Genomic DNA, 13348 nt, shown 5'->3' with positions numbered 1-13348 from the left:
CGATGCTCAGGCCTCTGCGTCGGCCCAGCAGTTGGGCGTTTCGTACAGCCGAACCCGAGCGAGCTTCAGCCGACCGGCATACGCGTTGTCAAAATGCGGTGCGAGGGTGTCAAACGCGATTCGTGCCAGATTCTCGGCCGTTGGCACGAGCGCTAGGACCACCGTCTTGTGATCCGGCAATGATTCCAGAAAGCTGCGTACCGCCGTATCGTCGGCGTGCACCAGGAACGCGTGATCCCAGCGATCGACGATCTCGCGTTTTGCGATGAATTTGACGTCGGAAAAATCCAGCAGCATCCCTTCGTCCGACGACCCCTTGGTACTGATCGGCTCGCCTTGCAGCGTCAGTTCCAGCGTGTAGCGGTGGCCATGCAGATTGCGGCACTGGCTGGCGTGGTGCGGGATTCGATGACCTGCATCGAACTCCAGGCGGCGGGTAATTTTCATGTTCTGCTGTCTTACGGGTGCGTTGGTGCTGCCTGCTGAGTCCGTACCGGAGTCAGCAAAAGAAAACGGCATCCTGCAGGATGCCGTTTTTCATTATGCCGGGAAGTCGGGGCTTAGCCAGCCTTCTTCTTCGCCTTGGCTTCCTTCTTCAGGTTCTTCAGCAGATCCGGATCGGCCTGCTTCAGGTACTCGATCACGTCCAGATCATCCTTGCGGATCTTGCCGATGTCGACCTGTTCAACGTGCACCAGACGGAGCAGGGCTTGAACCGGGCGCGGAATGTTGCGACCGCTTTCATAGCGCGAGCCCCCGCTCTGCGTGACGCCGATCTTCGACCAGAACTGGGATTGATTCAGTCCAAGCTTGCGGCGGATCTCGCGAACATCAACCTTGTCGTTAGTACTCTTCATGATGGCAACCTCACTTCGTTTTTTTGCGCTTCCCCGACCGTCGTTATAAAAACGGCCTGCCTTGCGAAGACCGGAAACTGATCGTCCAGTTCCCGAATTATAGATCAATATCTGATTGCCATAGTTCCATATGCCAAGCCATTGTGCGAGCAACTGTTAAACAGTGTCACCCGGGATCTGCGGCGGGCAGGGGAGTTCGTGTACAATCGCGGGTCCTACGCGAAACAGATAAGACGATGGCTCTGATTGTTCAAAAGTACGGCGGCACGTCGGTTGGTACCACTGAGCGTATCAAGAACGTGGCCAAGCGGATCGCCCGCTTCCAGAAGGAAGGTCACCAGCTGGTGATTGTTGTCTCCGCGATGACCGGAGAGACCAACCGCCTGATCGGTCTGGCCAAGGATATTCAGGCCTCACCCGATCCGCGTGAGCTGGACGTGGTGGTGTCGACGGGTGAGCAGGTCACCATCGGATTGCTGTCGATGGCGCTGATGGAGCAGGGCCTCAAGGCGCGCAGCTACACCGGCCCGCAAGTCCGCATCCTGACTGACAACACGCACACCAAGGCGCGCATCCTCAAGATCGACGAGGACCGTATCCGTCAGGATCTGGACGAAGGCCATGTCGTTGTCGTGGCCGGTTTCCAGGGTGTCGACGAGGCGGGCAACATCACGACCTTGGGGCGCGGCGGTTCCGATACCACCGGCGTAGCGCTTGCCGCAGCCCTGCACGCCGATGAATGCCAGATCTACACCGACGTTGACGGCGTCTACACGACCGACCCGCGCATCGTTCCGGAAGCACGCAAGCTTGATCGCATCACCTTCGAAGAGATGCTCGAGATGGCCAGCCTTGGCTCCAAGGTGCTGCAGATCCGCTCTGTCGAATTCGCTGGCAAATACAAAGTCAAACTGCGCGTGCTCTCCAGCTTCCAGGAAGATGGCGAGGGCACGTTGATTACCGTTGAGGAAGATAGCAGCATGGAACAGCCGATCATTTCGGGTATCGCGTTCAACCGTGACGAAGCCAAGCTTACGGTTCTCGGCGTGCCGGACCGTCCCGGTATCGCTTATCAGATTCTCGGCCCGATCGCGGATGCGAACCTGGATGTAGACATGATCATCCAGAACGTCGGCCACGACGGCACCACTGACTTCTCCTTCACCGTCAATCGCAGCGAGTTCGACAAGGCCCGCGGCGTGCTCGAAGAGGTCAAGGCCCATATCGGCGCCCGTGAAGTGGTCGGCGACAAGGGTATCTGCAAGGTGTCTGCCGTAGGCGTTGGCATGCGCTCGCATCCGGGCGTCGCGAGCAAGATGTTCCGCACGCTGGCAGAAGAGGGCATCAACATCCAGATGATCTCCACTTCCGAAATCAAGATTTCTGTCGTGCTTGACGAGAAGTACTTGGAGTTGGCTGTTCGCGTGCTGCACAAGGCTTTCGAGCTGGATCACGCGAACTAAAGTTGTACCGGCGCGATTGACGGCGGAGGTAAAAAACCGCTATAGTCGCGCCTCTTAAGTGCGGAGAGTTGGCCGAGAGGTCGAAGGCACTCCCCTGCTAAGGGAGCATACGGGCTAAAACTCGTATCGAGGGTTCGAATCCCTCACTCTCCGCCAAAAGAAAAAATGCAGGTGTTAAAAAAATACTTGCAATGCGGAATTAGGTAGTCTATAGTTCTGTTCTCGGTTGCACCCGTAGCTCAGCTGGATAGAGTACCTGGCTACGAACCAGGGGGTCGGGCGTTCGAATCGCTCCGGGTGTACCAACTTCTTCAAGCACTTAGCCCAGTCCTCGGACTGGGCTTTTTGCTTTCTGCTGGTCGATGGCGCGTTTTGTGCCTGTACTGTGCCTGTTTGCCGCTTGCTTTCGGTTTCGTCGGGGACAGGGCGCACGTTCCTGCTTCCACTTCTGTTGGCGTAGCGCCTCGTTGATTCCCCGCAAAACTTCGCGCCACTCGGCAGACCGCGTGCCATGCTCGGGGGAGTCGCCCGCGGCCTTGTCGTGCCCTCGGTGGTACGCGGGGCAACATTGGTTTCTCCCTAAAGCGCCAATGCTGGATCAGTCCCATCTATTCCGAAAGTTGCTACGCTGAAAGTGTCGCGCATCGAACCGGATGCCGTCGGCTTCAGGAAGAAGCTTGGCCCGCAGTTCGACAACATCGGCAGCGACCCGGCCGTCGACAGCGACGGCCGCTTGACGTGGGGCGACCATGAGCAAGCACGGAAACAACAGGCGCAGGTTGTCGGAACTTCCCGACACGATGACGCCGGCACAACGCGCGTCGGTAGCGAAGATGATCGCTGACTACGAGAAGAACGAAGCGGCGCGAACCATCGCGGTAGGCGTTGGTGCCCAGGGGCGAAGCAACAATGACCCGACGCGGCTCAGTCCGGAAGAAATTGAGTCGTTGCGCCAAGGCGCGCGTGACGCCTTGGCTTCCTTGCGGGCGAATCGACTGCCCGATCTAGCTGGGACGCCACCAGCGATTAACAAGCGGCGAATCTCTCAGTTGCCGGACGCGACGACGCCAGAAGAGCGCGCCGCAGTGAACAAGATGATCGCGGACTGGGAGGCGAAGGAGGCGCTGCGGAAATGGGAGGGAGACCATCCACCAGTTGGTGGTTCGGAAGTACAGCCTGACACCACAATGCTGGGCGGGGTTTGACGCGCATGAACGTCAAACGTGCTGATTTTTACTGATTTCACGCGCGGCGAGGGATGCGCGCGAATGCGATGCAGCCACGGACTGACCAATTCGGTTCGTGGCCCACGTCGACCGATTTAGTTGTTCTATGCAAGGAGGAAGCAGTGCAAATGGACACAACGGCCCGGTTTGGATATCGAGATTTCATCAAACTGTGTCGTGTTACTGATCCTGAAAACTGGGAGGACTGTTTCTCGGTTCGTGGTGACGGGGTGTATGTTCGCGAGCATCAAGGGATCCTTACTCCGGCTGAACGGGAAGCGATTTCGGAGCACCCGACTGGCAACTTGAAGGAACCTGCCCTGCCGTTTCCGTGCTCGCTAGTGCAATTCCAAGTCTTCCTCGAACGACAAAGACTCTACCCATACGTGGATCCGTTCGACATGCTCGAGTGGGCATTGGCGCGTTCATCCCCGCCGAGTGCAAGTGCTAAGAGTGCGTCTGGATCTGCCGTAGTGCAGGAAACACTCTTGGTTTTGGTCGCAACGCTCTGCGACTACAAGGGGATTGACCATAAAGAGCGCGGAGCTGCTCGTCGGATCGCAAAAATGACCGAGGAGTTTGGCGTGCCGGTGTCCGATGACACGGTTCGTCGAGTCCTAGAAAGAATCCCAAACGCGCTTGAGAACCGCCAGAAATAAGGACTCGATGCCGCATGCGGTATTCATGAAACCGCATGCGGCCCTGCATCAAGATGGATCTAAGAGGATGCCTCCACCCTAACTTGGATGAGGAAGTATCCAAATGAACCACCTCCCCGAAACCGGTTTTCTTCGCCTTTCGCAAATCATCGGCAATCCCGATGCCGAACCGCCCATCCCGGCGATCATCCCCGTCAAAAAATCCTGTTGGTGGGCGGGCGTCGCTGCAGGCAGATTCCCCAAACCTGTAAAGCTCGGGCCACGAGTTACTGCGTGGCGGGTTGAGGACATTCGCGCCCTGATTGCATCAGTTTAGGGGACGAAGATGACTAAAAAACAATGGGCCGGAACGGTGGCGACCGTCCGACCCAAAGGACTTCTGATAGCCGTAATCCTACCGGAGTCAGCGCGCTGCAGGGATGTTCCTGTCACGCCAAGTCGCGCCGCAGCCAATGCCTCCAAGAGCGCGACTGGCAACGGAGGTGGCAATGACGGATTACTTTGATCGCATCCGTGAAGCCCTGCAATTCATCCCTGTCGGTGGGCATGACGAGCGGTTTCGCATCGGCTGCATGGTGAAGTCAGAACTAGGCGACGCCGGCCGCGACCTATGGGACGAATGGCGGGATGGGCGTGGTAACGATGAGGCCGCATACGTCTGGAAGAGCATTAGCGAAACCGGGCCGCTGAGAATCGGCACCCTGTTCCGTGAAGCCAAAGTGAATGGCTGGCGCGATGATGGGCGATACCAGAGGCCGACACCTGAACAGCTCGCCGAGCGGCGACGCATTGCGGCGGAGTTCGCAGCAAATGAGGATGCCGAGACCGCCCGCGAACGCGCCGACACTGCCTTGAGGGCGGCGGCGATTCTGAATGCGGCGACCGAAGCGAAAGCCGATCATCCATACCTCGCGCGCAAGCGGGTTCTACCGGTGGCAACCCTGCGGGAGATTGACGCAGGCGTGGCGGCGGAGATCCTTGGCTATGCCCCGAAGTCGGGCGCTGATGTGCTAAGCGGGCGTTTGCTAGTGGTTCCCGTCAAGCAGGGCAATGGCATCTCGACGCTGGAACTGATTGACGGCGCTAAACGCAAGGCCGCTCTTGCCGGGCGCGGTAGCAAGGTGGGTGGCTATTGGGCAAGCGAACGCCTTAGCAGTGGCGACGGTGAGGGCCTCACCCTACTGATTGGCGAGGGCGTGGCGACCGTGCTGTCTGCCAAGCAGGCGACAGGGCACCCAGCCATTGCGGCGCTTTCGTCCGGCAACCTGCGGACCGTGACGAAGGTGATGCGCGAACGCTACCCTGCTGCGGCACTGGTGATCTTGGCTGATCTAGTGAAGGCGACTGGCGAGCCTGATCCGCATGCGATCGAGGCCGCCCAGGCGGTGAGCGGGCTGCTCGCAGTTCCTGACTTCGGAGCCGACCGCGATCCCGCCGCCACGGACTTCAACGACTTGGCAGTGATCTGCGGGCCAGATTCCGTGGCGCGCGCCATTGCAGGTGCAAGATTACCCGCAAGGGGTAAGCAACTCCTCCGCAATCATGACGAGGCTGCGTGCGAATACGCGCGGGACGTGACTCTGATCCGCGCCTGTGATGTGACGCCCGAAGCAATTGCATGGCTTTGGAATGGTTGGCTCGCGGCCGGGAAGATGCACGTCTTCGGAGGTGCGCCGGGCACTGGCAAGACCACGATTAGCATGGGTCTGGCGGCGACGGTGACAACAGGCGGGCAATGGCCGGATGGCTCCCGATCCACAGCCGGGAACGTTGTGATCTGGAGCGGTGAGGATGATCCGGCCGACACGCTGATCCCGCGTCTGACACTGTCCGGCGCAGACCTGTCTCGGGTCTATTTCATCGCCGACATTCGGGATGGCAACGAACGGCGTTCCTTCGACCCGGCTCGCGACATGGAGCCGCTAAGGCGCAAGCTCACCGAGATTGGTGGCGTGCAACTGCTGATCGTCGATCCAGTGGTTTCAGCGATTGCCGGCGACAGCCACAAAAATGCGGAGGTACGGCGAGGCCTCCAACCCTTGGTTGACCTGGCTGCTGCGATGCGCTGCGCCCTGTTGGGTATCACACATTTTTCCAAGGGCACAGGTGGACGCGATCCGGTAGAGCGGCTGACCGGAAGCCTCGCTTTTGGTGCACTGGCCCGCGTGGTGTTGGTTGCCGCGAAGTGCCAGGAAGAAGGTCAGGATGGGCGCACCGTGCGACTCTTCTGCAGGGCAAAATCCAACATCGGTCCGGATGACGGTGGCTTTGAATACGATCTGCGTCAGGCCGAGCTCAAAGCGCATCCTGGCGTCTTCGCGTCATCTGTGCTTTGGGGCAATGCGGTGGAAGGCGCGGCGCGGGAACCGTTGGCCACAGCGGACGCCACGGGCGACGACGGTGAAGGTGGCACCTCTGCCGATGCAAAGCGATTCCTTTCGGACCTGCTGGCGGCTGGCCCGATGCGAGCCGGGGACGTGTTCAAGGATGCCGACCAGGCCGGATACTCCAGACGCAGCATCCAGCGTGCCGCCAACACGATCAAGATCGACAGGCGAAAGGACGGGATGAGAGGTGGATGGACGTGGCGACTACCTCCGAAGGTGCCAACCATCCACGAAGATGCCGTAGATGCCAGTCAAAAGAGCTTGGCGCCTTTGGCACCTTCAACACCTTCGGCCGCCAATTCGCTTGTCGAGGTCGAAATATGAACGCGGCGAGCATCATCCGCGAAGCGCACGCGGACGGGGTGCGGCTGGTGCTATCGTTAGTTGGCACCATCAAGGCGACGGGCGACGGCGCCGCCGTGAGTCGTTGGCTGTCTACGCTTCGCGATCACAAAGCAGAAATCATTGACGCACTCAAAGCCGGCCGAGGCGACGTTGACTCTCTTACCGCCCGCGAGGAGGCAGCAATCCGGGCATGGCTAGCGCTGATCGAGGAAACCGACCCGGCGACGATTGATGAAGTGATCTGCCGGTGCCGGTGGAGCGCGGATGTGCGGGACTACTTCAACTGGAGGGCGGAGTCATCGTCCCCGCCCGCCTGAGCTACTAACGGCCACTTGCAGCTTTTGGCCTCGACTGCGGGTGGCGAGCCGCAGGCGACTAATTGGCATTGAGGCGGCAAGCGCCGGTGACACATTCCTGCGCACGATGTGCCGAGTGCCGGAGAGCCAATTCGTTGCCTTAAGGTGCGACCCGTTCCAGCCAAGCTCTGTAGCGTCCGTCGGATTCCCCTTGTCGCATTGTGTGGGACTGATTGAACTCTTCGTCCATCCCGAAGATTCGCCAAACTAGCGGCGCCAAGTCGCTTGCAACACTGTTCGCGTGCGTGGCGTCTTTGAGTAGCTGAAGCGTTCGTGCTTTGTATTCGGGGAGTACGTCGGAGCCATACTCCTTTGCTTTCGCAAGCCCCGACAGATACATGAGCTTTGGCACCTCAGCGCTTGGCCAGTGCAGTGCCATGTTCAAGGGCCAATCTAGCATGTTGCGTTCGCCCCAGAGTCCGCTTTTTGGTGCGATGTTATTGGCGACGAGGGTCAGCATGAAGAGCTGGCCAAGCTCGGTGAGGTAAGGGGCCAGCGCGTCAGCAGGCGGGCGACGGTAGAACGCGTCGAGCGGTGTTTCCCGTTTTCGGCCCACGTGAGCCAAGATCTTCTGTTCAAGGTGACGCACGGCATCACCGATTTCGGCTCGCGTTGCGGTGGCCTCTTCGGTCACGTGGTGTGTTCGTGTTGCGCAATCCCACAGCGTCAGCGAAATCTGCCAAGCGTCTCCTTGATTGCCGATCTTGCCGGTGACCAACCAAGCCGTTTGCGACGGCACGATGTCGAACAAGCCTTCCACGTTCAGCTCTTCGCTGAACACGATGGGCCCTCCGCCATCAACGGCCAGCACGTATGTCGCAGCTGCGAAGTCCGTCCAGTAATGGGCCGATTCGGCGAGGTAGAGTGGAATCGCGCGCGTATAGCGGCCGACATCGTCTTCCCGTTGTTCCTCCGCCGCATTGGAAGCAGAGTCGACTTTAGCCAGCGCAAAGAAGCCGATCTGCGGCGCGTCGTCCGGTTTTTGATGCAGCAACCAATCCGGTTGTTGCAGCCCGTACTGCCAGATTGGCTGCGTGATCGCGACTGTGGTCGTCTTGAGTTGATCGGTGTCGATAGGCTTTGATGCAGTCTGCGCGGTCTTGATGTTCTGCAGTTCGTTGGCGAACCGATCCAGATGCTGTTTGTACGGCGCAAGGTTCAATGCATAAAGTCGGGCGAGAAGCGCCTCACCATCATTCACCCGAGCTAGGTGAACACACGCTTGCAGCAGATTAAGTCCAGCGCGCGGATCGTGTTTTTCTGCGTCGAACACCGGGCCCAGCAAATCAAGCATCAATTCGATATGTCCGTGGTTGCCCAGGTCGCCCGAAATCATCATCAGGGACTGCGCGTCAAACTGACCGCCGGCCAGCACCTCCTCATAAAGTCGTCGCGCCGAATCAAGCTCTTTGGCGTCGAGGTGGTGGCGCGCAATCCACAGCTGGGCTCGCCAACTGCCTGGCAAGTCCGCAACCGCCTGCAGCGCTCGCAGGTGGCCGGCATCACCCTCGCGGTCCACGTGGATCGCAGCCCACCACAGTAGGCCGTTTTCCATGTTCGGGTCTTTCAGCAAGGCTTGCCAGAGCAGTGCTTCAGCCTGCTCGTGAGCGCCGCGCTCGGCTTGAACCTTGGCCAGGTTCGTCAGCAGCGTCGCGGTCTCACCCACCTTCTGCACACCCGTTTTGAACGCCGCTTCCGCTGCATCGAGCTGGCCGGTTTTCAACAGCACGATGCCCTGGATCGTGAAAGCGCGCTCAGGAGTGCCATCGATCTCGGTCAACCGCCTTGAAGCCGCGACAACGTCGGCAGCGAAGCCGTCATCCAGCGCGGTGAGGATCAGGCGGTACAGCTCATCCGCGTTGTTCCACTGCTTTTCGAGATTGGGCAGCAACATCTTTTCGCGCCATTCATTGCGCGTGATCTTCAGTTCACGCCCGTAGGCGTCATACACCGTGATCAGCTGCTCTTCCGCTGGCGAGGCATCGGCGGGTGTCGTCTCTTGTGTAGTTGGAGCGGCGTTCTTCTTGCCGGTCAGGGCGGAGAGCAGGCGTTTGAACATTGTCGTCGCGTCAATAGATGAGAGGAACGGTGACTTCCCCGATCACGGGAAATTGCTTGCACCGCACTGTCCCCGGCTCGTTTGCAGGTCCGGTGCAGTGCGGACGAACCTGAGTCGTCCTGTTGGCCTCTGGGCGCATGGAGTGTAAGTTTGCCTGGCGTGCGGCTAAGCGAGCCCGATAGCCTCAAGAACAATGGAACAAAAGTCGGAGGTCGGCGTTCCGTGCGAAATCGGCACGACGCCAACACGGTGCGCGGCGATGAAAGCGCTGCTCTCCAGACCAAGTGCGCCGCCACCAGCGGGCACCAGGAGCAAGGACATCTCCGCGCGCTGATCACCCCAACGCAAACTGTCCTGATAAATGTGTGCTGATGACATCGCGTCGAGCACCGCAGAGCGGTGCGTTCGGTACTTTGCGTCCAGTACGGCGAACTTCTTGCCCGTCGCTGTTTCGCTGGTCAGCACGATATCTGGCCTGCGTTCGCCCGACAGGCTTCTGAATCCTCGCCATGGCGGCTGGTCGAATGCTGGGAAGCGAGGCTGCAGATAGAGCGTGACAACCCCATCGGCGGACTCGCCGCGATACACGATGCCGTCGTCGCGTTTTGAAGGGTATTTGCGCGACCAGACCAAGCCCGGAACGCTGTCTTTGATGCAACGGAACACTTCCAGAAAGCACCAGCGCTCATAGACTTCCCACGTGGGGCTCATCCACAACAATTCATCTCGCGCTGCGCCCGCAATACCCTGTCGCAGGATGCGCCAGCATGACTTGTAAGCGCGCGCGTAGGTCGGGTGGGCAGATATCGTGTTCAACGCCGCGGCGGATATTTCCCGCCGGCTCGCATGACTAAGTGGTGCGCTTGCGCAGGCCCTCCGCAAACTGCCCTCAATTCGGTTGAGATAATTTAGGCGATAGGGCAGGCGGGGCGCCACAGACGTTCGTGTCTCGCTCGATGCGTCGGATGCTGCACTGGAGACAAGTTCATCGCGGACGCTTCGCAGTCGCCTCAGCACTGCATGCACCACCGTCAGCAACGCGCGGTGCGCTGGCGTATCCAGATCTGGTCGAGAAAACGGAACGTCGAAGCCAAGTGCTGCTACAGCATCGTCCAAGTGTCCGGCCACAGCGGCCAATGCAGGCACATTGCGGCGCATTGCGATCAGTGAGCGCTGATCTAGCCGCCGCACCTGGTTGATTGGCAACACCTCGCGATCGTGCGTAGTGTGGGTCAGCGGACGCGCGGCAATCCGGTTCAGGGCGTGCAACAGTTCGTCGCCGTACTGACGAATGCGCGCGTACTCCAGTGCTAGCGCTGTAACCGCGCCTTCCGCGCCGATTTCGAACTGCGTGGATTCCGAGCCCATCAGCAGCGCGGGCTCCTGCTCGTAGATCGCATCGAGCATTGCCACAAACGCGTCCTGCCCCAACTTTGCGGGATCAGGGGAAACGTCCAGCCGGTAGCGGCAGATCACGCGCCCGGCGGTATCCATCAGCTCGGCCATCACCGTTCCGGCAAAGAACGCTGGCGACCATGTCCAAGCGTTCGTCTTGCCCGGCACTACGGTCAGCGGTACTTCGTCGACCACCAGTGAGCAGGGGGCCGGTCGAGCGGCAACGAACTCGCAGGCGAGCATCTCGCGAAAGCCTGGCGTGGCGACGCCAACATCGGGTGCCACTTCAAACTGCAGGCCGTCGGCGCGAATGCAGTAGAGCAACATCGCATCAGCGCCAGAAACGGGCGCTGCCGGTATGTTTCAGATCCTCAGCCAACTCGGTCAGTTTTGCTTTTGACTCCGCCAGCCCCGCGTCCTGAAGCACCTCGATAGCGGTCTTGAATGCCTCACGCAGGCGCGGGCTGTCTTCCCCTCGCAGCTTTGGCAGCACCTTGCCGTAGATCGCCTGGTCGAGCGCTTCGGCGTCAGTAACGCTGCCCGCCGAGCTCGCTGCGCGCACGTACCCAAGCACGTCGCCGACTGTGCGCCAGCCAAAATGCAGCCTCACCGGGCGCAGCGCCTTAGAAAGCGCGACCAGCGTGCTACGAATCGTCTCGACGGTGGCCGGCGCAAGTTCCGACTTTGCCCAGTCGGGATACTTGGCGATGTCGATGTCCCAGAACTCGATCACCGAACAACGATCCAGCACCTTGTCGCTCAAGCCGTGGGTCGTTTCGTCCATGTTCACGGTGCCGATGATGACCAGGTTCTCTGGGTAAGGTACGCGCGGCGGTACGCCACTGACTTCGCCCTCCTCAGCGTGAAGAACAATGTCATCGCCCGTCTCCATCGCCGAGAGCAGAGGGGCGAAGTACTGTTCGGGGTGAGACAGGTTCATTTCGTCGAGCACCACCGTATAGGGGCGCCCCGGGTCGCCGCTGGCTTCGAGCAAGAACTCAAGGAACGGCGTGCGCACGTAAACCTCTTGCGCCAACGGGTTCACATACCCGAGCAGGCTGCTCGGGTCATGCCAGCCCGGCTGAACCGGGATCGTGCACAGCCCCGCCAACGCGTCGCCCGCGTCGAGTCGCAGCGCCTTGCCATATGCGCGCGCCAGTGCGGTCTTGCCTGCGCCGCTTAAACCGGTGAGTACCGCGAAATGACGGCGGGGGTGGAGCCACAATCCGGCATGCAGTCGCGTGACCAGCGTCGGTGAGAATGGCGTGGCGCTTGGCATGGCGGCGATGATCTCTGCGGCGTTGGGGCTGCAGAGGGTTTCCTCCTCGTCCTCCTCGTCTTCCTCTTCCTCTTCTACTTCCGATCTCGTGAGCACATCGGTTGGTGGCTGCAGACACTCCGGCGTCCAATGGATCCGCGCGGCCCACTCACTGCCGTCGTCCGTCAGGCGCCACTTCTTGCCATGATCCAGTTTGATCAGCGCCATGGACTTTGCCCACTGCACCATTACGCCAGGGGCAAAATTGCTCTTCCAGCCGGGATTTGCCTTCTGAAGTAAGGCCACCAGTTCCTTCTGTGTTGCGGGAGTTTGCCGCAGGGCGAACAAGATGTGGTCGAACCCAAGAATCCGCGTCAGCAACCAGTCCGACGCTTCCGCCGGGTCCTGTGTCTCAAGCAGCGCAGCACCCCGCGGCGTCAGCCTGATCTGATTGCCCTCGGCAACCAGCGCACCCCATTCCGCGATTAGCGAATTGATCGTAGTCGCGATTGAGTTGGGGTTGAGCTTGGCGTTAACTGAGTGAATGTGGACCTTCAAGTCTTCACGGGAACACCCCTCGGCCGCGAACTGCAGCAGCTGTGGCAGCGTGTCGAAGTAACCCGAAATGCCCAGCATGCCACGCCGACGCCGCGCGGCAGGCAAAGGCTTCAGCTTTTCGTGCGCACCTGTGGCGCTCCCTTCAACGATGGCGTCTTCGCCCTGTTCCTCCAAGCCTGCAAGGTAGAGCATCCATGGCAAGGTCATCCGGGCCGCAGGGTCGGCACCCACCGCACCCAGCGCATCGGTCAGCGCATCGAGCACCCTGCGATGCAACTCCACCACGTGCAGTGTGTTCGCCTGCGGAATCTGCATCCATTGCCCCAGGGTGCGCAGTTTGGTCCCGTGCGCGATCGTCGAAAACTCCTCGGGGTGCAGGGCAGCAAAGACTCTGCAAAGCTTCAGGCGCGGCATGCGCTTAGTGAGCGTCGAGAGTCGCAACACGCATTCGTTCCACGCCTTCACCAGCCCCGCGGTGCGCTCAAGCGGCGCGGCAGGTAGCGGCGTCTGCTTGAGCGTCCAGAGATACTCGGCAAACGAGGCATCGTGCAGCACGGGTTCGATGTTCACATGACCATTGCCCGTGGCGGATATCGCCTGGTCGTTCCAGAGCCTGCGCTGAAAGTCGGGCGAAACGAATTCGTCATGCCCCACTGCGCCCACCATTGCGAGGTGGGCGCGCAGTTCGACCAGCCACTTCTTGTAGCTTTCTTCGCTGCCGTATTTCTCTTCAACCAGTTTGCTGCTTGCAAGCAGATCGTCTTTCGTTGCGAGTTTCATGACTT

At 60.1% G+C, this 13348-nt stretch carries 11 protein-coding genes and 2 tRNA genes; 8 read left to right on the top strand and 5 right to left on the bottom strand.

Annotated features, from left to right (window positions below; genetic code table 11):
• Nucleotides 1-6 precede the first annotated feature (6 nt).
• Together queD and HH302_RS15360 are read right to left on the bottom strand one after the other, a co-directional pair.
• Nucleotides 7-447, bottom strand: coding sequence for a 6-carboxytetrahydropterin synthase QueD (gene queD, locus HH302_RS15365; protein WP_172203103.1), 441 nt, complete (start codon nt 445-447; stop codon nt 7-9).
• Nucleotides 448-560: 113 nt separating this feature from the next.
• Complete coding sequence (locus HH302_RS15360; protein WP_172203102.1) at nt 561-857, bottom strand: DNA-binding transcriptional regulator; 297 nt, start codon at nt 855-857, stop codon at nt 561-563.
• A gap of 236 nt (nt 858-1093) precedes the next feature.
• Between HH302_RS15360 and HH302_RS15355 the strand changes: the two genes are divergently transcribed.
• The 8 genes from HH302_RS15355 (at nt 1094) to HH302_RS15320 (ending at nt 7254) form a co-directional block, all read left to right on the top strand.
• Complete coding sequence (locus HH302_RS15355; RefSeq protein WP_172203101.1) at nt 1094-2320, top strand: aspartate kinase; 1227 nt, start codon at nt 1094-1096, stop codon at nt 2318-2320.
• A 62-nt stretch (nt 2321-2382) separates the two neighbouring features.
• Nucleotides 2383-2476, top strand: a tRNA-Ser gene (locus HH302_RS15350).
• A gap of 72 nt (nt 2477-2548) precedes the next feature.
• Nucleotides 2549-2625: transfer RNA gene (locus HH302_RS15345), tRNA-Arg, on the top strand.
• Between the two features lie 444 nt (nt 2626-3069).
• Nucleotides 3070-3525, top strand: coding sequence for a hypothetical protein (locus tag HH302_RS15340; RefSeq protein ID WP_172203100.1), 456 nt, complete (start codon nt 3070-3072; stop codon nt 3523-3525).
• A 149-nt stretch (nt 3526-3674) separates the two neighbouring features.
• Nucleotides 3675-4205 carry a hypothetical protein gene (locus HH302_RS15335; RefSeq protein WP_172203099.1) on the top strand — a complete coding sequence of 177 codons (531 nt, stop codon included), beginning with the start codon at nt 3675-3677 and terminating at the stop codon, nt 4203-4205.
• Nucleotides 4206-4308: 103 nt separating this feature from the next.
• Entirely contained in the window at nt 4309-4521 is a 213-nt protein-coding gene (locus tag HH302_RS15330) for an AlpA family transcriptional regulator (RefSeq protein WP_172203098.1), read from the top strand.
• A 172-nt stretch (nt 4522-4693) separates the two neighbouring features.
• Complete coding sequence (locus HH302_RS15325; protein WP_172203097.1) at nt 4694-6916, top strand: AAA family ATPase; 2223 nt, start codon at nt 4694-4696, stop codon at nt 6914-6916.
• The gene (locus tag HH302_RS15320; protein WP_172203096.1) at nt 6913-7254 is read left to right on the top strand and encodes a hypothetical protein; all 342 of its coding nucleotides are present in this window, start codon (nt 6913-6915) and stop codon (nt 7252-7254) included. Before HH302_RS15325 ends, HH302_RS15320 begins: the two co-directional genes overlap by 4 nt.
• Nucleotides 7255-7393: 139 nt before the next feature.
• On the opposite strand, the gene HH302_RS15315 is transcribed toward HH302_RS15320, so the two are convergent.
• From HH302_RS15315 to HH302_RS15305, 3 genes are all read right to left on the bottom strand, one after another.
• On the bottom strand, nt 7394-9352 hold the full coding sequence (locus HH302_RS15315; protein ID WP_172203095.1) for a lipopolysaccharide assembly protein LapB: 1959 nt from the start codon (nt 9350-9352) through the stop codon (nt 7394-7396).
• Nucleotides 9353-9517: 165 nt separating this feature from the next.
• Entirely contained in the window at nt 9518-10990 is a 1473-nt protein-coding gene (locus tag HH302_RS15310; protein ID WP_172203094.1) for a DUF2357 domain-containing protein, read from the bottom strand.
• Nucleotides 10991-11078: 88 nt separating this feature from the next.
• Complete coding sequence (locus tag HH302_RS15305; protein WP_172203093.1) at nt 11079-13343, bottom strand: McrB family protein; 2265 nt, start codon at nt 13341-13343, stop codon at nt 11079-11081.
• Nucleotides 13344-13348: the final 5 nt, after the last annotated feature.

The sequence above is a fragment of the Niveibacterium sp. COAC-50 genome, assembly GCF_013184235.1.
Classification (GTDB): Bacteria; Pseudomonadota; Gammaproteobacteria; order Burkholderiales; family Rhodocyclaceae; genus Niveibacterium; species Niveibacterium microcysteis.
The sequence above is the reverse complement of the archived record's forward strand: the minus strand, read 5'-3'. Positions and strand labels throughout refer to the sequence as shown.